The sequence below is a fragment of the Rothia sp. HMSC068E02 genome (assembly GCF_001813565.1).
In the GTDB taxonomy this organism is placed as follows: Bacteria; Actinomycetota; Actinomycetes; order Actinomycetales; family Micrococcaceae; genus Rothia.
In genome coordinates, this window is sequence record NZ_KV812882.1 from 446952 (window position 1) to 466960 (window position 20009).

16 protein-coding genes are annotated in these 20009 nt (G+C 60.1%); 9 read left to right on the forward strand and 7 right to left on the reverse strand.

Going from position 1 to position 20009, the window contains the following annotated elements:
- Window positions 1-17: 17 nt before the first annotated feature.
- Window positions 18-3695: a multifunctional oxoglutarate decarboxylase/oxoglutarate dehydrogenase thiamine pyrophosphate-binding subunit/dihydrolipoyllysine-residue succinyltransferase subunit gene (locus HMPREF2919_RS03550; RefSeq protein ID WP_070666777.1), complete on the reverse strand. Its 3678-nt coding sequence runs from the start codon at window positions 3693-3695 to the stop codon at window positions 18-20.
- Between the two features lie 411 nt (window positions 3696-4106).
- Here HMPREF2919_RS03550 and HMPREF2919_RS09120 point away from each other — a divergent pair, with 411 nt between their 5' ends.
- From HMPREF2919_RS09120 to HMPREF2919_RS03580, 6 genes are all read left to right on the forward strand, one after another.
- The gene (locus HMPREF2919_RS09120; RefSeq protein WP_141747370.1) at window positions 4107-4292 is read left to right on the forward strand and encodes a hypothetical protein; all 186 of its coding nucleotides are present in this window, start codon (window positions 4107-4109) and stop codon (window positions 4290-4292) included.
- Window positions 4283-5623 carry a hemolysin family protein gene (locus tag HMPREF2919_RS03560; RefSeq protein WP_070666246.1) on the forward strand — a complete coding sequence of 447 codons (1341 nt, stop codon included), beginning with the start codon at window positions 4283-4285 and terminating at the stop codon, window positions 5621-5623. Before HMPREF2919_RS09120 ends, HMPREF2919_RS03560 begins: the two co-directional genes overlap by 10 nt.
- Window positions 5620-6702, forward strand: coding sequence for a hemolysin family protein (locus HMPREF2919_RS03565; protein WP_049349526.1), 1083 nt, complete (start codon window positions 5620-5622; stop codon window positions 6700-6702). The genes HMPREF2919_RS03560 and HMPREF2919_RS03565 overlap by 4 nt, the downstream gene beginning before the upstream one ends.
- A gap of 359 nt (window positions 6703-7061) precedes the next feature.
- Window positions 7062-8069 carry a metal ABC transporter solute-binding protein, Zn/Mn family gene (locus HMPREF2919_RS03570; RefSeq protein WP_005505451.1) on the forward strand — a complete coding sequence of 336 codons (1008 nt, stop codon included), beginning with the start codon at window positions 7062-7064 and terminating at the stop codon, window positions 8067-8069.
- Complete coding sequence (locus tag HMPREF2919_RS03575) at window positions 8070-8969, forward strand: metal ABC transporter ATP-binding protein (RefSeq protein ID WP_005505452.1); 900 nt, start codon at window positions 8070-8072, stop codon at window positions 8967-8969.
- The gene (locus tag HMPREF2919_RS03580; protein WP_005505453.1) at window positions 8966-9886 is read left to right on the forward strand and encodes a metal ABC transporter permease; all 921 of its coding nucleotides are present in this window, start codon (window positions 8966-8968) and stop codon (window positions 9884-9886) included. The genes HMPREF2919_RS03575 and HMPREF2919_RS03580 overlap by 4 nt, the downstream gene beginning before the upstream one ends.
- Window positions 9887-10151: 265 nt before the next feature.
- On the opposite strand, the gene HMPREF2919_RS03585 is transcribed toward HMPREF2919_RS03580, so the two are convergent.
- Window positions 10152-10616 (reverse strand): Fur family transcriptional regulator, encoded by a 465-nt coding sequence (locus tag HMPREF2919_RS03585; RefSeq protein ID WP_005505454.1) that lies wholly within the window; start codon window positions 10614-10616, stop codon window positions 10152-10154.
- 157 nt (window positions 10617-10773) lie between these two features.
- Here HMPREF2919_RS03585 and HMPREF2919_RS03590 point away from each other — a divergent pair, with 157 nt between their 5' ends.
- On the forward strand, window positions 10774-11451 hold the full coding sequence (locus HMPREF2919_RS03590; protein WP_049349528.1) for an MBL fold metallo-hydrolase: 678 nt from the start codon (window positions 10774-10776) through the stop codon (window positions 11449-11451).
- Window positions 11452-11504: 53 nt separating this feature from the next.
- Window positions 11505-11933: an HIT family protein gene (locus HMPREF2919_RS03595; RefSeq protein ID WP_070634775.1), complete on the forward strand. Its 429-nt coding sequence runs from the start codon at window positions 11505-11507 to the stop codon at window positions 11931-11933.
- A gap of 108 nt (window positions 11934-12041) precedes the next feature.
- On the opposite strand, the gene budA is transcribed toward HMPREF2919_RS03595, so the two are convergent.
- The 5 genes from budA to lipB all read right to left on the reverse strand — a co-directional run bounded on the left by budA (window position 12042) and on the right by lipB (window position 18015).
- A complete protein-coding gene (budA, locus tag HMPREF2919_RS03600; protein ID WP_005505457.1) occupies window positions 12042-12791 on the reverse strand; it encodes an acetolactate decarboxylase in 750 nt (249 codons plus the stop codon).
- Between the two features lie 554 nt (window positions 12792-13345).
- Window positions 13346-14770 carry a type I glutamate--ammonia ligase gene (gene glnA / locus HMPREF2919_RS03605; protein ID WP_005508615.1) on the reverse strand — a complete coding sequence of 475 codons (1425 nt, stop codon included), beginning with the start codon at window positions 14768-14770 and terminating at the stop codon, window positions 13346-13348.
- Between the two features lie 388 nt (window positions 14771-15158).
- Window positions 15159-15875 carry a DUF4191 domain-containing protein gene (locus HMPREF2919_RS03610; RefSeq protein WP_005505470.1) on the reverse strand — a complete coding sequence of 239 codons (717 nt, stop codon included), beginning with the start codon at window positions 15873-15875 and terminating at the stop codon, window positions 15159-15161.
- A 209-nt stretch (window positions 15876-16084) separates the two neighbouring features.
- Window positions 16085-17092, reverse strand: a complete 1008-nt coding sequence (lipA, locus tag HMPREF2919_RS03615; RefSeq protein ID WP_049347251.1) for a lipoyl synthase — start codon at window positions 17090-17092, stop codon at window positions 16085-16087.
- 164 nt (window positions 17093-17256) lie between these two features.
- Complete coding sequence (lipB, locus tag HMPREF2919_RS03620) at window positions 17257-18015, reverse strand: lipoyl(octanoyl) transferase LipB (protein WP_256370608.1); 759 nt, start codon at window positions 18013-18015, stop codon at window positions 17257-17259.
- Between the two features lie 139 nt (window positions 18016-18154).
- Here lipB and HMPREF2919_RS03625 point away from each other — a divergent pair, with 139 nt between their 5' ends.
- Window positions 18155-19906 carry a peptidase gene (locus HMPREF2919_RS03625; protein WP_070666248.1) on the forward strand — a complete coding sequence of 584 codons (1752 nt, stop codon included), beginning with the start codon at window positions 18155-18157 and terminating at the stop codon, window positions 19904-19906.
- The last annotated feature ends 103 nt before the right edge of the window (window positions 19907-20009 follow it).

Sequence of the window (20009 nt, forward strand, 5' to 3'; positions counted from 1 at the left end):
CTTAGCCTTCGAAGACCTTAGCCTTCGAAGACCTGCTTGAGCAGAGCCTCAGCCTCAGCTGCGTGCAGCTTACCGGTACCGGCAGCCGGGGAAGCAGCTGCGGGGCGGGAAGCCAGGCGCATGCGGCGGTCGAGCAGCGGCTGCAGGTTGAGAGCCATGAACGGCCACTGACCCTGGTTAGCAGGCTCGTCCTGAGCCCACACAATGTCGGTAGCGTTCGAGTACAGAGCCAGCTGCTCCTTGATCTCCTGCTCGGGTAGCGGGTACAGCTGCTCCACCGAGACAATAGCGGTCTTGGTGTCGCCGCGGCGCTCGCGCTCAGCTTCCAGATCGTAGTAGAGACGACCGGATACGAAGACCACACGCTCAACCTGAGCCGGGTTGATACCCGAACGGTCACCAATCACCGGCTGGAACGAACCCTCGGTGAAGTCCTCGATGGAGGACGCAGCAGCCTTCAGACGCAGCAGCTGCTTGGGGCTGATCACCACGAGCGGCTTGTACGGACGGTGCTGAGAGTGGCGACGCAACAGGTGGAAGTGCGAAGCCGGGGTCGAGGGGCATGCAACAGTCATGTTGTTCTCAGCGCACAGCTGCAGGTAACGCTCAACACGAGCCGAGGAGTGGTCAGGACCCTGACCCTCGTAGCCGTGAGGAAGCAGCATAACCAGCGAGGAGCGCTGGCCCCACTTCTGCTCGGAGGAAGACACGAACTCATCAATGATGGTCTGAGCGCCGTTTGCGAAGTCACCGAACTGAGCCTCCCACACCACGAGCGAGTCGGGGCGCTCCACCGAGTAGCCGTACTCGAAGCCGAGAACGCCGTACTCAGAGAGGAAGGAGTTGTAGATACGGAACTTGCCCTGGTCCTCAGAGAGGTGCTCCAGCGGCGACCACTCTTCATCAGTGATGTGGTCGTGCAGAACAGCGTGACGCTGAACGAAGGTACCGCGCTGAACATCCTGACCGCTCATACGAACGTCGGTGCCCTCCATCAGCAGCGAACCGAAGGCGAGCAGTTCACCCATACCCCAGTTCACGTTGCCGGTGCGGCCCATCTCAACGCGCTGCTCCATGAGCTTCTTCAGCTTCTTGTGGACGGTGAAGCCCTCGGGCTCCTTACCGAACGCATCAGCGATGTGCTGCAGAGTCTCACGGGAAATTGCAGTCTTACCGCCGTGAACGACCTCGGTGTTCTGCTGGGATGCGGGCAGTTCCAGACCGGAAACGTGCGCGCCAGCAGGAGCCGGTGCCGAAGACTGAGTCTCGACGAAGATAGCGTCCAGCTTCGAGTGGTAGGAGTCCAGAACTTCGTCTGCCTCTTCCTGAGAGACATCGCCGCGACCGACCAGGTCCTGTGCGTACAGGGTGCGGGTCGAGGGCAGGACGTCAATATCCTGGTACATCTTCGGCTGGGTCATCGACGGATCGTCAGCCTCGTTGTGACCGCGGCGGCGGTAGCAAATCAGGTCAATGACAACGTCGCGACCGAAGCGCTCACGGTACTCGAATGCCAGGCGTGCGGCGCGAACCACTGCGTCCGGGTCATCAGCGTTGACGTGGAAGACCGGAGCCTTAGTCATGCGCGCAATGTCGGTAGCGTGGGTTGCGGTGCGGCCGTCGTTCGGCAGGGTGGTGAAGCCAATCTGGTTGTTCACCACAACGTGCACGGTGCCGCCGGTGGTGTACGCCTTCAGGTCAGCCATCTGCAGGGTCTCCATGACGATACCCTGGCCAGCGAACGCTGCGTCACCGTGAATCAGGATCGGCAGAACCGGGTGGCCCTCAACGCCCTGCTCGCGGTAGACGTCCTGCTTAGCGCGGACGATACCCTCGAGCACGGTGTTTGCAGCCTCAAGGTGCGAGGGGTTAGCAGCCACGTAAACCTGGGTCTGCTTACCGGAATCGGAGGTGAAGACACCCTCGGTACCGAGGTGGTACTTCACGTCACCGGAGCCACCCTCGTAGGGTGCTGCGGTGCCGGAGAACTCACGGAAAATCTGAGCGTAGGACTTACCAGCAATGTTGGTCAGCACGTTCAGGCGACCGCGGTGTGCCATACCAATGGCAACGCCCTTCAGGTCGTTGTTAGCTGCCTTGTCCAGAACAGCGTCCAGCAGCGGAATCAGGGACTCGCCGCCCTCCAGGGAGAAACGCTTCTGACCCAGGTACTTGGTCTGCAGGAAGTTCTCGAATGCCTCAGCCTCAACCAGCTTGGAGAGAACACGCAGCTGCTCCTCGCGGGTGGGCTTAGCAACGCCGCGCTCCAGGCGCTCCTGGAACCATGCGCGAACCTCGGGGTCCTCAGAGTACATGTACTCAACGGACAGAGAGCCGGAGTATGCCTCGTGCAGGCGCTCCAGGATGGTGCGCAGCGGCAGACGCTCGGAACCGCCGAAGCCACCGGTCGGGTAGACGCGGTCCAGATCCCACAGGGTCAGGCCGTAGTTCTCCAGCTTCAGGTCCGGGTGCGAACGCATCTTGTAACCAACGGGGTTGGTTGCTGCGGTCAGGTGGCCGTGCACGCGGTACGCGTGAATCAGCTGCTGGATACGTGCAACCTTGGAAATCTCGTGAGCGTCATCGACGTGGTTGTCGCGTGCCCAACGAACCGGCTCGAAAGGAACCTTCAGGTCGCGGAAGATTGCGTCGTAGAAGTCGTCGCCGCCGAGCAGGTAGTGCTCAACCAGCTTCAGGAACTCACCGGAACCTGCACCCTGAATGACGCGGTGGTCGTAAGTGCTGGTCAGGGTGATGATCTTGGACAGACCCTGCTGGGTGATGAGCTTCTCGGACAGACCACGGAACTCAGCCGGGTACTCCAGCGCACCCACACCGATGATGGCTGCCTGGCCCTTGGAGAGGCGGGGCACCGAGTGGACGGTACCAATACCACCGGGGTTGGTCAGCGAAACAGTGGTGCCGCGGAAGTCCTCAATGGTCAGCGCGCCGTTACGGCCACGCTTAACGATGTCGTTGTACGCATCCCAGAACTCGCGGAAGCTCAGCTGCTCAGCACCCTTGAGGTTCGGAACGACCAGGTTACGGGAACCATCGGGGCGGGGCAGGTCAATAGCCAGACCAAAGTTCACGTGTGCGTTGTGGATTGCAACGGGCTTGCCCTTCTCGTCCACACCGTAGGTCACGTTCATCGAAGGCATCGCTGCCACTGCGCGAATTACTGCGTAACCAATCAGGTGGGTGAAGGAGACCTTGCCGCCGCGGGTGCTTGCCAGGTACTTGTTGATGGCAGCACGGTTCTCAATGAGCAGCTTTGCGGGGACCGCACGAACGGTGGTTGCGGTGGGGACAGTCAGCGACTCTTCCATGGTCGTGACAACTGCCTTAGCAGGGCCGCGGAGGGGGACAATCTTGTCTTCAGCAGGTTCCACAGGTTCAGCCTTCTTGGTAGCAGCGGGAGGGGTGGGGTTAGCAGGCGCAGCCGCAGGCTTCGGTGCCGCGGGGGCGGGAGTTGCTACAGGTGCGGCAGGTGCAGCCGGTGCGGCGGGTGCCGCAGCAGGAGCTGCACTAGCGGTACCGGCGCCTCCCAGCGCCTTGTCGATGGTCTCAAAAATGGGCCACCATGAAGGGTCCACGAGGTTCTTGTCCTTCTGGTAACGCTCGTACTGTTCTTCAACGAACCATTCGTTACCGGCAAATTCCTCAGGCACCAGATGTTCTGGCAGATTTGGCACGTTAAACGCCTCTTCCAATTAGTGTGAATTTATCCGTCGCGTCCGGGACTCTCCCCGGCATAGACGACCCGCGTCTTCGAGGGGCGAATCATCACGCTGAGCATGTGCGCATCGCCTAAGATGGTGGCTGTATGTGCGGGGTGTGCACCGTACAAACCTGCCTAGCGTGCCGTGAACGTCGGGGTTCATCCGCTTGCATGGCGGCACACTCATGCTCCTATGTATAAGTGTAAAGAGAAGCACGGTGAACTTTCCAGCTCATCGCGCCATATCCGCAATGCAATTTTTCACTCTTACGGATTAGCAATGAGCCGCGTGTGCAACAAGTGCTGTCTTGTGCTTGTGAGCAGGCACTCTACAGCACTGGGAAGAGACGAAACCTTCGCTAAAATATGGGGTATGGATGACCCTTTGAGTAAGACTCTGACTACTAGCCAGCGCAGAATACTGCCCGCGTACTCTGCACAACACGGCACTGTAACACCCAAAAACACCACCTCCGATGCTCAGCATCTGGACAGCCTGGCTGCGGGGCTACCCCGCCAAGCCCAAGGCGCAGCACACCAGTCGATGGAGGCGGTGGCTGAGTGGATCTAATCCTCCTGCTCATCGGCCTGCTGCTCATCCTGGGAACGGGCTTCTTCGTTGCTGTAGAGTTCTCACTCGTGGCGCTCGAAACCGCCACCGTGCAGCAGGCAAAGGACTCCGGCGATAAAGCAGCCGACGCCGTCCTGCGCTGCCTCAAGACGCTCTCTACTCAGCTCTCCAGCTGCCAGATCGGCATCACCATCACCACGCTGCTGACCGGTTACACCCTCGACGCTGCCATCAAGGCGCTCACCACCGGCGCCATCAGCAGCTTGGGTCTGCCCACCAGCGTGACCGACGTATTCACCCTGGTGCTGGCGATGCTCATCGCGACCCTGCTCTCCATGGTCGTCGGCGAGCTGCTGCCCAAGGGCCTCGCTATCGCCGAACCCTACGATGTGGCGCGTCGAGTCGCCCCCGCGCAGCTCGCCTTCACCCGCGTCATGTCCCCGCTCGTGCGCATCATGAACGGCTCCGCCAACTGGATCCTCGGACGCTTCGGCATGGAAGCCAAAGAAGAACTCTCCGCCGCACGCACCCCCGAAGAGCTCTCCTCCATGGTGCGCCGCTCCGCAGAAGAAGGCACCCTCGACTCCGACGCGGCACGCTTCGTGGACCGCACCCTGCGCTTCTCCGAGCTGACCGCCTCCGAAGTCATGACCCCGCGCGGCCAGGTCGCCATGCTCGAAGACACCGCCCCCGTTGCCGAAGTCATCAAGCTGGCACGCTCCACCGGCCACTCCCGATTCCCGCTCTACAAGAGCGACCACGACAACATCGTGGGCGTCGTACACGTGAAAAAGGCAGTCGGCGTGCCCCCGGAGGTTCGCGAAACCCTCGAAGCCGGCGCCCTCGCAGAAGACGTGCTACAGGTTCCCGAAACCCTGCACCTGGATGCGCTACTCACCCAGCTACGCCAGGGCGCCCTGCAGCTCGCCGTGGTCCTCGACGAATACGGCGGAACCGCCGGCATCGCAACCCTCGAAGACCTCGTCGAAGAAATCGTCGGCGAAGTCTCCGACGAACACGACCGCGGCCGCACCGAACGTCCCCTACGCTACGGCAACGGCGACTGGGTGTTCTCCGGCCTGCGCCGCCCCGACGAAATCAACACCCTCATCCCCGGGCTTGAGGTTGAGGAAAGCCCCGAATACGAAACCGTCGGCGGCTTCATGATGGAACGGCTCGGACGCATCCCCGAAGTAGGCGACAGCGTCCCCGTACCCGGCGGCACCCTGCGCGTTGACACCCTTGAAGGCCGCCGCGTGGACCGCATCCGATTCACCCCCACGCCCGCCACTAGTGCACAGGAACAGACCGAGAAGGGAGGCAACGCATGAACGACTGGGTAGCCATCGCACTGCTCGTCATCCTGCTCGCCGGAAACGCCTTCTTCGTCGCCGGTGAATTCGCCATCATGTCCACCCGACGAGCACAAATCGAACCGCTCGCCGAAGAAGGCAACAAGCGAGCGCAGACCGTCATCTACGCGCTAGAAAACGTCTCGCTCATGCTCGCCACCTGCCAGCTGGGCATCACCATCTGCTCGCTGCTGATTCTGAACGTCTCAGAACCGGCACTGCACCACATGCTGGAGGTGCCCCTGCACCTGGTCGGCCTGCCCCACGCGATCGTGGACGTAATCGCCTTCGGTATCACCCTGATTCTGGTCACCTACTTGCACGTGATTTTCGGCGAGATGGTTCCCAAGAACGCAGCCGTGACCCTCGCCGCCCGCGGCGTGGCTCTCTGGATTGTGCCGCCCCTGGTGACCATCTCCAAGATTTTCGCCCCCGTGGTCGCCCTGCTGAACAACCTGTCCAATAAGCTGCTGGCGCTCATGAAGGTCGAAGCGAAGGACGAAGTCGCCTCCACCTTCACCCTGGGCGAGCTGCAGACCATCGTGGCAACCTCAACCGCGGAAGGCACCGTGGAAGACGACGCCGGCGTGATTGAAAGCGCCCTCGAATTCACCGAGAAGGACGTCTACGAAATCATGGTGCCCGGCGATAAGCTCGTCACCCTGCCCTTCGGCAGCACCCCCGCCGAACTGGAACGCGCTGTGGCACGCAGCGGCTACTCCCGCTTCGTCATTACCGACAGCGACGGAACCTACATGGGCTACCTGCACGTGAAGGATGCCCTCGCCATCGCCCCCGAGCGGTTCGAGGAGCCCTTCCCCTGGTACAAGCTGCGTTCCCTGGACACGCTCACCCCGACCACCGATATTGACGACGCGCTCGCCTCCATGCAGCGCAGTCGAACCCATATCGCGCAGGTTATGGATGAACAAGGCGTAACCCTCGGCGTGGTCTTCCTCGAAGACGTGCTGGAGGAGCTCGTCGGCGAAATCAACGACACCACCCAGGATGCGGTGCGTGAGCGTCTACGCCGCCAGCAGGCGCGCGAAGCCCAGTAGCCGCATGAAGCACAGTAACCGCATCGTGAGATATCCCGAATAAAACGGGAGAATCTTTGAACGCACAGTCCGCCCGGCGCCCTCGTCAAGGAGGGCGCGGGGCGGGCTGTTTTGCGGTCAAAAACGGCTTATGGGTGCTCCCAAGGGGTGGTCTCAGGCGGCGGGATGAAGCGGCAGTATAAAGTAGCGGTGGGGGAGCGCAGTAGGCTGAGCTAACTATCCCTGTTGCATAAGCTACTAACAGGGAAAAGGGTTGCCTAACAGCACCCAAATGACAACAATAAAGAGTTGTTTATACGGGTGTGCGCATGATGTAGTTAAGGAACCTACAGACTAGAACGAACCGAAAGAGAGCCCTCATGTCGCACCCGAAGATCACCCGCAAGCACTTCCTCACCGCAATGGGCTCACTCGCCGCGTCCTCCCTGCTACTGGCAGGCTGCGCAACCGAGAACAGCACCTCCTCCGGTTCGTCCTCCTCGGCTGGCTCCAACAATGGCAAGGTGAAGGTCGTCGCCTCCACCGACGTCTACGCAGACATCGCCAAGCAGGTCGGCGGCGACTACATTGAGGTCACCGCACTCATCGCCTCCACCAGCACCGACCCCCACTCCTACGAAGCCACCAGCGCCGACCGCCTCAAGGCAAAGGACGCTTCCCTGATCGTCATCAACGGCGCAGGCTACGACCTGTTCCTCGAAGACCTCGCCGGCAAGGACAACGCCTCCCAGAAGATCGTGAACGCGGTCAAGGTCAGCGGCAAGCTCACCGACGCCGAATACACCCACCTGGTCGAGGACCACCGCGGCGGCGAACACCACGAAGACGGCGGCGACCACGCCCACGCACACGAGTTCAACGAGCACCTCTGGTACGACTTCGAAACCATGAAGAAGGTCGCCCAGAAGATCGCTGAAGAGCTCGCAGGCCTCGACTCCGCACACGCTGAGACGTTCCGCACCAACGCATCCACCTTCTCCAAGGAACTGGACGCACTGGACACCACCGCCAAGGCAATCGCCGGTGAAGGTAAGAAGTACCTGTCCACCGAGCCCGTGCCGGACTACCTGATTTCCTCCACCGGCGCAGAGAACGCAACCCCCAGCGAATTCGCTGAGGCGGCAGAAGCCGGCAACGACGTCCCCGCACTCGTCCTGAAGGAAACCAAGGACATGGTCACCGAGAAGAAGGTCCAGCTACTCGCCTACAACGAGCAGACCTCCACCTCCCAGACCAACGAGGTGCTGCAGGCAGCTAAGGACGCCTCGGTGAACTACGTATCCTTCACCGAAACCCTGCCGGAAAACACCAACTACCTGGCATGGATGAAGACCAACGTCAGCAACCTCGAAAAGGCGCTCTCCTAAGTGACTGACAACAATAACGGTGCCGCCCCCGCGATTTCCATTCGCGGGGGTAGCCTCGCTTTCGGGGCCCGCACCCTCTGGAAAGATCTAACCCTCGACATTGGCGCAGGCGAATACTTCGCTGTGCTCGGACCCAACGGCTCCGGCAAGTCCACCTTCCTCAAAGTCGTTCTCGGCCTGACCGGACTCAACGCCGGAGACATCTCTGTGCTCGGCAAACCCGCACGTCTGGGCAACGCCGGCGTCGGCTACGTACCGCAGCAGAAGTCCATCCCCACCTCCACCCCGATGCGCGCCCGCGACCTCGTGGGACTTGGCGTGGACGGGCACCGCTGGGGCATCCGCCTGCACGGCCGCAAATACCGCGCCAAGGTTGACGAACTCCTCGAAGCCGTCGGCGCGACCGAATACGCAAATGTGCCGGTGGGGCTGCTCTCCGGCGGTGAGCAGCAGCGCCTGCGTATCGCCCAGGCGCTCGCGAACGACCCGAAGATTCTGCTGGCTGACGAGGCGCTACTCTCCCTGGACCTCAACCACCAGTACGCGGTGGCTGAGCTGATTCACCGGTTCAACCGTGAACGCGGCGTGGCGGTGGTGTTCGTGACCCATGAAATCAACCCCATCATTGAGCATGTGGATCGTGTGCTCTACCTGGCAAACGGTCGTTTCACTGTCGGCTCGGTGGAAGAGGTCATGACCAGTGAGACTCTCACCTCCCTGTACGGAACCCCGGTGAGCGTGCTCAAGTCTAATGGCCGTTACGTGGTGGTGGGTGAGACTCACGCCAGCGACCACTGCCATATTGAGGGCACCGACCAGAACATTCACGGTTCCCACCTGAAGTCTGGTCTCTCCGAACCGCAGCGCACTCTACACCTTCCGGGAGGAACCACACGATGACCATTCTTGCTTCCCTCCCCGCTCTGGCACCGGTTGCCGCCGCGCAGAATGATTTGCTCTCCCGTATCTTCGTTTTTGACCGCTACGGCGAGCTGCTGCAGATGCTGCAGAACTCCATTTTTGCTGGCGCTGTTCTGGGCCTTATCGGTGGTTTCGTCGGTATTTTTGTGATGATGCGCGACCATGCCTTTGCGGTGCACGGCGTCTCTGAAATGTCTTTCGCGGGTGCCGCCCTTGCCCTGTTGCTCGGCTATGACGTGGTGACCGGCTCCATGGTCGGTTCGATTGCCTCGGCTCTGCTGATTGCCTTTCTGGGCTCTAAGGCGAGCAATTCGAACTCGGTCATTGGTGCGCTCATGCCGTTCGGCTTGGGCTTGGGTATTCTCTTCCTCTCCCTGTACCAGGGCCGTAGCGCGAATAAGTTTGGTCTGCTGACCGGTCAGATCGTGTCCGTGGATGCCGACCAGCTGCACACCATGATTATTGGTGCGGTGGTTATTATTTCCCTGCTGGTGATGGTGTGGCGTCCGCTGAGCTTTGCTTCCCTGGACCCGGAGGTCGCGCGCGCTAAGGGCGTGCCGATGCGCTTCCTGTCCCTGGTGTTCATGGTGATTCTGGGTATTGCTGTGGCGCTGTCGGTGCAGGTGGTCGGTTCGCTGCTGGTGCTGGCGCTGCTGATTACTCCGGCGGCTGCGGCGATGCAGGTAACGGCATCTCCGGTACGCACCCTGATTCTGTCGGTGCTGTTTGCGGAGGCGTCTATTGTGGGCGGTATTCTGCTGGCTCTTGCCGGTTCGCTGCCGATTAGCCCCTACGTGACCAGTATTTCCTTCCTGATTTACGTGGTGTGCCGTGTGATTGGTGGCGTGAAGCGCCGCCATAGCGCGTCGGGCCGCCAGCTGGCTGAGAAGGCATAAGACCTATAGAAAGAGCCCCACCTCGGGAATGAGGTGGGGCTCTTTCGTTGTCGTGCTGTGTTAGCGCTACGGGTCATGTACCCGGTGCGCAATGCGGGCTCAACCTGTGTGGCGTTGTGTTGCCTTGTCCTGATGCCCTGTGTGTCGTGCTGTAGCGGCGTCGAAAATCTTTGAAGGCGCCGTATCCTTCGTTGAGAAGGTTTTCCCCGGTGGGGGAGAGCTCCTCAGAATGAGGGGCTTAGAGGTTGCGGCTTAGCCTGCAACGTTAGCGTGCAGCGCCGCCCTGCGATTCTTCCTCGCGACGTGCCAAAGTGCAGTCCGGGCAGTAACCGGTCACTTCAACCACGTGCTCCAGCTCCGAGAAGCCGTGCTGCTTACCCATAGCCAGTGCCCAGTCCTCGAGGGCGGGTGCTTCTAGCTCAATGGCGGTGCCGCATCGGCGGCAGAGCAGGTGGTGGTGGTGATCTTTCACCCGGCAGTGGCGGTACAGGGTCTCACCCTCAACGCCCTTGACCGAGTCGAGCTCACCGGCGTTAGCCAGCGACTGCAGCACGCGGTAGGTGGTTGCGAGAGAGACCTGTTCCTTGCGGTTCGCGAGGGTCAGGTGCAGATCCTGTGCTGAGATGAAATCGCCGAGCTCTTCCATGGTCGCCTTGATGATGCGACGCTGGCGGGTATTTCGGGCTTCGGCGGGCTTCGTAATTCTCCGTACGGGAATATGAGTGTCCATTGCTGAACCTTTCGGGACGGAAATTCGCCTCATTGTGTGGTTGATCTTGTCTTACGACTTTACACCAGAGGCGTTCAAAAGGTGGTTGATTTGCGCTTTATCTCAAAAGTTGAAGCCGCCTCGGGGTAGGTGCGGAGGTTCGCGGTAGACTAAAACTATGAAGATGACGAAGTACACCCACTCATGTATCCGCCTTGAGAATGAGGGGCGCACCCTCGTTCTTGACCCCGGCAACTTTGCCGCAGAAGGCGAACACGCCACCGCGCTGGAAGGCGCCGATTACCTGTTCGTGACTCACGCGCATCCGGACCATTTTGATGGCCCGTCGGTGCTGCCGCTGATTGCTCAGCGCGCCGAGTCGCAGAACCCGTTGAAGATTTGGGCTCCCGAGGCTGTAGCCCAGGTCATCAAGGAGGCTGTGCCTGCTGCCGAGGTTACCGTTGTTTCCTCTGATTCTGAGTTCAGCATCCCCGGTTTTGAGGTGAAGACCTACGGCGGTCAGCACGCCCTGATTCACCCGCTGATTCAGACCATCGCTAACGTTGGTTACCTGATTAACGGTGCCGTGTACCACCCGGGTGACTCGCTGGTGGTTCCTCACCGCGTGCGTGCAAATACCGTCCTGGTGCCGATTCACGCCCCCTGGTCGAAGGTTCAGGAAGTCATCGATTTTGTGATTGCGACCGGCGCGCAGCGTGTGGTTCCGATTCACAACGGCATGATTAATCAGAATGGCACCGGCATTATTGAAGGCCTGGTGACGAACTTCGGTGCGAAGTACGGCACTGAGCTGAAGCACCTGAACCCCGGTGAGAGTATTGAGGTTGAGGCGTAAGCCTGACCGTTGAGCTTCAAACGCGCCGATGACGGCGCATGAAGGAGAGTATTGTGAGCACAATTTTTACCAAGATTATTGATGGCGAAATCCCGGGTCGTTTCGTCTGGAAGGACGATCAATGCGTGGCGTTCATGGACATCATGCCTCTGTCGGAAGGTCACCTGCTGCTCGTTCCCCGCGCTGAGGTCGACCGTTGGCCCGACCTGCCGGCTGAGCTGGCAGCGCACCTGTTCGCTGTGGCGCACAAGATTTCTGGTGCCCTGGATCAGGCGTTTGATAAGGACCGTGTGGCTCTGATGATTGCGGGCTTCGACGTTCCGCACACCCACATCCACCTGTTCCCGGCTGACGGCATGGCTGACTACGATCCCGCTAACGCGAAGAAGGATGCGACCGCCGAAGAGCTGGATGCGGCCGCTGAGAAGGTGCGTGCCGCCCTGCGCGAGCGCGGCCACGGCGAGTTCGTGCCCGAGGCGTAAGCGCCGTTTACAGCGCGTATAAACACGAAGGAGCCGCCCTCTACAGATTTGTAGAGGGCGGCTCCTTCGTTGCTATATCCCGTTGCTATGTTCCGGCGGGAAAGAAGCTTAGTGCTTTTCAGCCTTGGAGATCTGCTCAGCCAGGTCCTCGGGGGAGAGGTTAGCGGAGGAGAACTCGGGGGTCAGCGGCAGGTGCAGCTGCAGGCCGGTACCGGGGCAAATCTCGACCTTTGCCGAGCGCAGCTTGAAGTCGACCACGTGGCCGCCCTGAACGCGCTCATCATCGATAAAGTGGGCGTGGCAGCCGGGCACCGAGATGCCCTGCTCGTAGATCGGGGTGCGGAAGCCAACAATCGTGCCGGTCACGTTATCGAACTGGACAATGTCCTCGTTCTCGGTGGCCGCAACCATCTTCGGGTAGGGCTTCTCCTGCTTGATGACGGTGCGGGTGCGGACCCATTCGAACTCGCCGTAAATCTTGATGGCGTACATGTAGTTCTTGGAGACGGTGAAGTCATCCAGAATCTGCGAGGCAGACTTACGGAGTAGGTTATGCGGTAGTTCGCGCTTAATCATGGGCACGAAGTTGGTGACCACGGCGTAGGGGGTCTGCTGGCGCAGGTCGGGCAGGGATACGGAGCCGTCGTGGCGCACCTGGTAGCAGACGCCGTCGAGGACGACCATTTCGCCGTCGAGGCCGTTGAAGGTACCCACACCGAAGTTGCCGTGGCTCAGGAGCTCACCGATGGTCATCTCGCCATCGTAGATGCCGTCCAGCAGCTGGGACATGAGGCCGGTCTGAAAAACTTCGTTACGGAAAACAGTTTCACCGTTTAGGATGGTCGGCTGATATGCCATGAGATTTCTCCTCGTTACAGTGGATGCGGCGTCAGACGGGTCGGTCGGTCATCGGCGATACTCGCCCTAACTGATGCTAAAAAGGGGAAGGGCGTCGGGGAGAACACGGCGTGTGATGTCGTTTCTCTAGGAATTCGTAGGTGACGCAGGCCGGGCGCACGCACTTTCATTGTACGCCCGTGCAGGAAGAACCCCGGGACTAGCGGGTACAACATCTTATGATGTGGCCTCTAGAGTGCTGAAAGCAGTCAACTGCACAAGGGCATAAAAATAGACTGGCATTCCCTCCGGTTGCACGACAAAAAGGGAGGGAACGCCAGCACCAACAGCTTAGCCCTTAGAGCCGCTCTAAGCGCAACTAAGATACACGAGGCTCAACGAAGCAGAAAAATATTGGACACGTACTGTCGCCAAAAGTGCTACAGCAAGATAGAAATCCGTAGAGATATGCCCGAGCACACAACAACGACCCATACGTTCCCAGAGGAACATATAGGCCGTTGCCTGTTCTCCAGAACGCACCCCCTACAAGGGGCACCGTTCAGGAAGAAAGATTAGACGCCGTAGTACAGCTGGTACTCAAGCGGGTGCGGAACCAGCGAGAGCGGCTCCAGCTCGTTCTTACGCTTGTAGTCAATCCAAGCCTGAATCAGGTCCTCGGTGAAGACGCCGCCCTCGAGCAGGAAGTCGTGGTCAGCCTCCAGAGCCGCCAGAGCTTCCTCCAGGTTAGCCGGAGCCTTCTTGATGTCCTTAGCCTCTTCGGCGGGCAGCTCGTACAGGTCCTTATCGATCGGTGCCGGCGGCTCGATGCGGTTACGGATACCGTCCAGACCAGCCATCAGCTGAGCAGCGAACGCGAAGTAGGGGTTAGCGGAGGGGTCCGGTGCGCGGAACTCCAGGCGCTTAGCCTTCGGGTTGGTGCCGGTAATCGGGATGCGGATACCGGCGGAACGGTTACCCTGCGAGTACACCATGTTGATGGGAGCCTCGTAGCCGGGAACCAGACGCTTGTAAGAGTTCACGGTCGGGTTGGTGAATGCCAGAACAGCAGAGGAGTGCTCAATCAGACCGCCAATGTACCAGCGTGCGGTGTCAGAGAGGTTAGCGTAGCCGCGCTCATCGTAGAAGAGAGGCTCGCCGTCCTGCCACAGCGACTGGTGGCAGTGCATACCGGAGCCATTGTCACCGAACACGGGCTTAGGCATGAAGGTTACGGACTTGCCCCATGCGTCTGCGGTGCCCTTGATGACGTACTTGAATTTCAGCAGGTCGTCAGCAGCCTTGGTGAGGGTGTCGAACTTGTAGTTGATTTCTGCCTGGCCGGCTGCGCCCACCTCGTGGTGGCTACGCTCAACCTCAAGGCCAACCTCGTCCATTGCTACGCACATTGCGTCACGCAGGTCAGCCTGCTTGTCGACGGGGGAGACGGGGAAGTAGCCGCCCTTGACGGGGGTCTTGTTGCCCAGGTTGCCGCCCTCTTCCTTCCGGCCGGTGTTCCAGGGTGCCTCATCGGAGTCGATCTTGTAGAACACGGAGTTCGGCTCGACCTGGTAGCGGACGTCCTCGAAGACGAAGAATTCAGCCTCGGATGCGAAGAATGCGGTGTCTGCAATGCCGGTGGACTGCAGGTACGCCTCGGCACGCTCAGCGACACCGCGGGGGTCACGGTGGTAGGGCTCGCCGGTGCGGGGGTTCACGATGGAGCAGATGATGACCAGGGTCTTCTCAATGCGGAAGGGGTCAACGTACGCGGACTGAACGTCGGGAATCAGCTGCATGTCGGACTCTGCAATGCCCTGGAAGCCGCGAATGGAGGAGCCATCAAAAAGCTGGCCGTTGACGAAGAAATCGTCATCAATCGCCTTAGCGGGCAGGTTGAAGTGCTGCTGCACGCCGGGCATGTCGGTGAATCGGATATCAACGAAGACTACTTCTTCGTTCTTGATAAAGTCGAGAACTTCCTGGGGGCTGGTAAACATGAGGACTGCTCCTTGTTCGACTGACGGTGCAGGAGGGTATCTTCCCTCATCACATTCAGTCTTTGGTTTAGTTTTTGGCCGCGGGCAAAACCCTGTGACATATCAAGCATAGTGGTTATTTTTTGCGCGTGCGTGACTATCGTGTTTCGGTAATGTTACAAATCCTGGAAAGGAGTTACATCTTGGTTGTCTTACGACACACAGCGCCGCGCTACCGCCCTCTAATAAAGCCAATATCAATGCCAGCAGCAGCGCCAACAGAAATGCCGGCAACAGAGCAATAACCGGGCGCAAAAAGGCCCCGACACAAAAGGCACAGACACAAAAGGCTCCGGCCCTCCCCGCACGGGAAGAGCCGGAGCCTTCAAAACCTATATCAGCGCCTCGCTTAGCGGCCGCGCATCGCACGACGGTCAGGACGAGCACGCATCGGGTCAACACCCTTAGGCAGGCCATTCATCGGGTTACGCATAGTGTTCAGAGTGCTCAGGCGACCAGAAACAACCTGCATCTCCTGCTGAGTCAGAGCCTTCGGAAGCTTGTTCATAGTCTTCACAACGTCCTTGAGCTCAACCTGACCCTCATCGTGACCGGTCTCAATCACATGAACCGGCACACCGGGAGCCACACGAGCCAGGTGCTTCTTCTCAGTGTTCACCAGCGAGTTCACGCGGCTGTGAGGGCCCTCGGTCACCAGCACAATACCGGGACGGCCCAGCGCACGGAACACCAGATCCTGGTTGCGGTTCGCAGCAACGGGCTGCTCCTCAACAATCCAACCGCGGCGCACCGAGTTCATCGCTGCACCACTACGACCGGGCTGGTTCTCAATCTGAGCAAAAGCCGCAGTCTGCGCGCGGCGACCCAGCAGAAGCATCGCCACAATAGCGGCAACGCCCAGACCCAGAATCAGGAAAGTAATCCAGTTACCCAGGGCAATACCGATGAGGAGGAAAACCAAAAGGGTACCCAGAGCCGACAGACTCAGAATCCAACCGATATTCGGGTCGGACTTCTTGGTCATCTGGTAGACCTGCTTCATCTGGGCGAAAGTGCCCGGAGTGCGTTCCTTCTTCTTTTTCTTCTCTTCGCGCTTATCTGCCACGATTCTTCCTCGGCTGGTTCTTCCGCGGCCCCGAGAAGCGCCTCAAACGCTCACGGAACCATAGTGACGTAACGATGCAGTGTATGCCTGCAATTTTTCTAGTTTACCCTACCCGCACAAGGGGCGGGGCATAAGGGGAGGCTCCCCGAACACCGGACGAACACCGGGTTCGAGGAGCCTCAACGCTCTCAGAAAGATTCTGAAAAGGCTTAGTAGCCCGCAGCCACCAGGGAGGAGGCTTCCTGCAGGGCTGCACCCTCACCCTCAATGTGGGCAAGGTTCTCAGGGATCGGGTAGCCGTTCTTACGCATTGCACGAGCCCACAGGCGACCTGCACGGTACGAAGAACGAACCATCGGGCCCGCCATAACGCCAGCGAAACCAATCTCCTCAGCCATGTTCGCAAAATCCACGAACTGCTGCGGCTTCACCCAACGCTCAATCGGGTGGAAGAGCGGGCCGGGGCGCAGGTACTGGGTGAGGGTAATGATGTCACAACCAGCATCGTGCAGATCGCACAGCGCCTCGTAAATCTCCTCGTCGGTCTCGCCCATACCCAGAATCAGGTTGGACTTGGTGACCATGCCACCTTCCTTAGCCTGGGTAATAACATCCAGGGAACGCTCGTAACGGAACGCCGGGCGAATCTGACGGAAGATACGGGGGACGGTCTCCAGGTTGTGCGCGAAAACCTCAGGCTTAGCGTCAATCACCTTCTGAACATGCTCGGGAACACCCTTGAAGTCGGGGACGAGCATCTCAACGCCGGTGTTCGGGCACATCTTGTGAATCTGGCGGGTGGTCTCTGCGTACAGCCACGCACCGCCGTCTTCCAGATCGTCACGAGCAACACCGGTCACGGTTGCGTAACGCAGACCCATGACCTTCACGTTCTTAGCAACCTTGAACGGCTCAGCGTAGTCAACAGCAACGGGCTTACCGGTCGCAATATTGCAGAAGTCGCAACGGCGGGTGCACTCGGAACCACCAATCAGGTAGGTTGCCTCACGGTCTTCCCAGCATTCGTAAATATTGGGGCAGCCTGCCTCTTCACACACGGTGTGCAGGCCCTGACCGCGAGCCAGCTCGCGCATCTCGTTGTATTCGGGGCCAACAATAGCCTTGGTCTTAATCCAGTGAGGCTTCTTCTCAATGGGAACCTCAGCGTTGCGGGCCTCCACACGCAGTAGCTTGCGTCCTTCAGGTGCGGTGCTCAAAAGTCTTCTCCTTGGTCTAGATGTGCCCTCTGTGCAGGTGGGCCATCTTCTATTTTACGCCCGCTCAGGCGTAGGTGAAACTGATTTTCGTATATGACGAACAAAGCCGGACGCGTTACGTGTACGGCCCGTTCGATGCTTCTTGACTGCGTCTAACCCTGCGTTTAGTCCTGCGCCGCAATGGGCTCGAAAGACTCCGCCAGGCGGTCCTGGTACTTCAGAAGCTCCGCCTCCAGCGGCTCCAAAATATCGGCGGGGGTGACGGTGCGGCCCAGCTGCTCCGAAATAGTGGTAACACCCGCATCGCTAATGCCGCAGGGAATGAACTGCTGGAAGGGTGCGGTGTCGTTGCAGCAGTTAATCGCAAAGCCGTGCATGGTGGTGTTACGGGAAACGCGCATGCCCAGTGCCGCGATCTTCTTGTCCTGGGTGATGCCGTTGCCCAGAATCCACACGCCGCTACGGCCCTCAACGCGCTCACCCTTAATGCCCAGACCGGCAAGGACGTTAATGATGATTTCCTCGATAATGCGCACATACGCCACCACGTCAATGGGCTCGGGCAGGCGCAGAATCGGGTAGCCGGTCAGCTGGCCGGGGCCGTGCCAGGTCAGCTTGCCGCCGCGGTCAATCTTGACGACGGGGGTGGACTTGTCTGCGGGGTACTCGTGGTCTTCGGTGCGTTTACCGGCAGTAATCACTGCCTCGTGCTCAAGCAGAAGAATCGTATTCTGGCGGGTGCGGTTAGCCACCTCATCGTGGATGCGGTACTGCTCGTCCAGGCACTCAACATAGTTCACATAGTTCGGGGCGAAGCCCACGCGTTCAATCGTCACAGACATACTTTCTACCTTAGTACTGCTGGTGGAGGGAAGAAAATTAGGGCGCCCTGAATCACGTGATGAGCGAACACGTCGGAATATTACGTGAGGGTATGCTCAATGGGAGGAAGGGCGAATAAGCAGATAAATGCCTGAATTCACCTTTGGGGTTCTTTGGGGTATTTGAACTGTTTTAGTGTGCTTAAAGATATTGTTTGATGTAATTTGATAACATGATGGTATGAGAAGCAAAGAAGCACACGTTCTGGAAAGCATCGCCAACCCGGCTCTACCCACCCTGCAGATTGTCGAGTACCGGGGCGAAACCACCGCAAGTGCACCCACCGAGAGCGCACCCGCCGTACGTTCCGTACCCTCCGCGCACCCCGGACGCTACACCCTGCGCACCATTTCTCAGCCTGCCCCGCCTGCTCCCTCCACCCCTGTAGCTCCCTCCACCCAGCTGGCTCCCGCCGCGCCCACTCTGCGCGCGGCAGCCAACGGGTACGGATTCGAGGAAAATACGGATGCATCCGCCCAGAGGCACGTCCAGACCCCGCAGGTAGCCGCCGCTCTACGTAACGCGCCCGGACTCGCCAAGCTCCACGCCGTTACTAGTGAGAGCGCCGATAGCGCCGATCAGCTGTGCCTCTGGTACGAGCCCCTCGATGCGGGCACCCTTGACAAGCTCCTGCGCGCTCGCGCCCTGACACCCGCCGAGCTCATGACCCTGGCACGCACCCTGCACCGGGCGCTCGGCAGCCTCAAAAAGGTGGGGGAGGGGCGCGCCGAACTAAGCGCCGAATACATCGCTCTGAGCGCCGCCGGAGTGCCCAAACTCCTGCTACCTGACGCTGTCTACCGTGAAGCGGCCCCTCAAGATACGGAACAGCTCACCGCCGCTCGGGGCAACTACGCACGCTCCGCAGCAGCCCTGCTCTGGCAAGCCGCCTGCGGGCACGCGCCGGAACCCTCCACCGCCCGCGTACCCCTCTCACTGCGCATGGATTCACAGCGCATGGGAGCGGGCGGTATTGCAACCAATGGGGCGCCCAGTAGCGAGTGGATTGAGCGCCTCGGCAGAGCCCTCGAATACCTGCTGGACGCACCTGCCCAGGAGGCGGCGCTCGCAGGGCTCAGCTCCGTGGTCGCCCTGGCGGAGGAGGTGCCGCCTCGCCCGCTCAACGTCTACCTGAGCTGTTCAGAACGAGCCCGCGCCCTCATTCCCGCAGCTGTGGAGCCCGCGCCGGTACAGAAGCTCTCAAAGGCGCAGAAGGCTCAACGCTACCTGGCAGAGCATCTGCCTCGCGTGAAGAAGCCGGGCGTGAAGAAATCGGGGCGCGCAGCTACCGCAGGTTCTAAGCCGTTGAGCCCCACTGTGAGCCCCACGGCAAGCTTCGCAAAGACTGCGCCGCCCGCTCTAAAGAACGCAGATGCGACGGGCACATCCCGCCTGACGGTGCTACGCGGTGCTTTCGCCCGCCCCTCCGCGCGCCTGGGACTGGCTGCACGCCTGGGACTCGCCGCGCTCGCACTGGGGGCTATTGCGCTGCCTCTCGGGTTCACCCTCTACGGGCAGAACGCCCCGGCAACGGCGCAGCCCGTATCCGCTCAATCTGTGAACGCAGCGGGGGAGCATGAGCCCGGCGGCACGGAAACACAGGATCAGAGCGCGCAGGATACAGCCGCACAGGATAAAAGCGCTCAGGGCGATCAGATTCTACGAGCCCTGATCGACCAGCGAAACCAAGAACGCCGTGCCCGAGGCGGCGCAGAGCTCACTGTCGACACCGCCGAAGAACTCAGCCGCGACAGCGAGAACATCCGCGTTATGGCGGTAGTCTCCGCACCCGGCTACCGCGCCGATAAAACTGAGCAGGATGCCCGTAAACTCAGCGAAGAAAACGGCGTCACCCGCCAGAAAGTCATCTTCGACCTGCACCGCGGTGAGAAAGGCTGGGAGATAGCCCGCGCCGAACCCGTACCGGCATAGCTGACGCCGCGTAACTGACACCATGCAGCTGACGCCGCGTAACTGACACCGTAGAAACGCGGACACAACAAAAGGCGGCGGCCCCACCCACCGAAGTGGATGG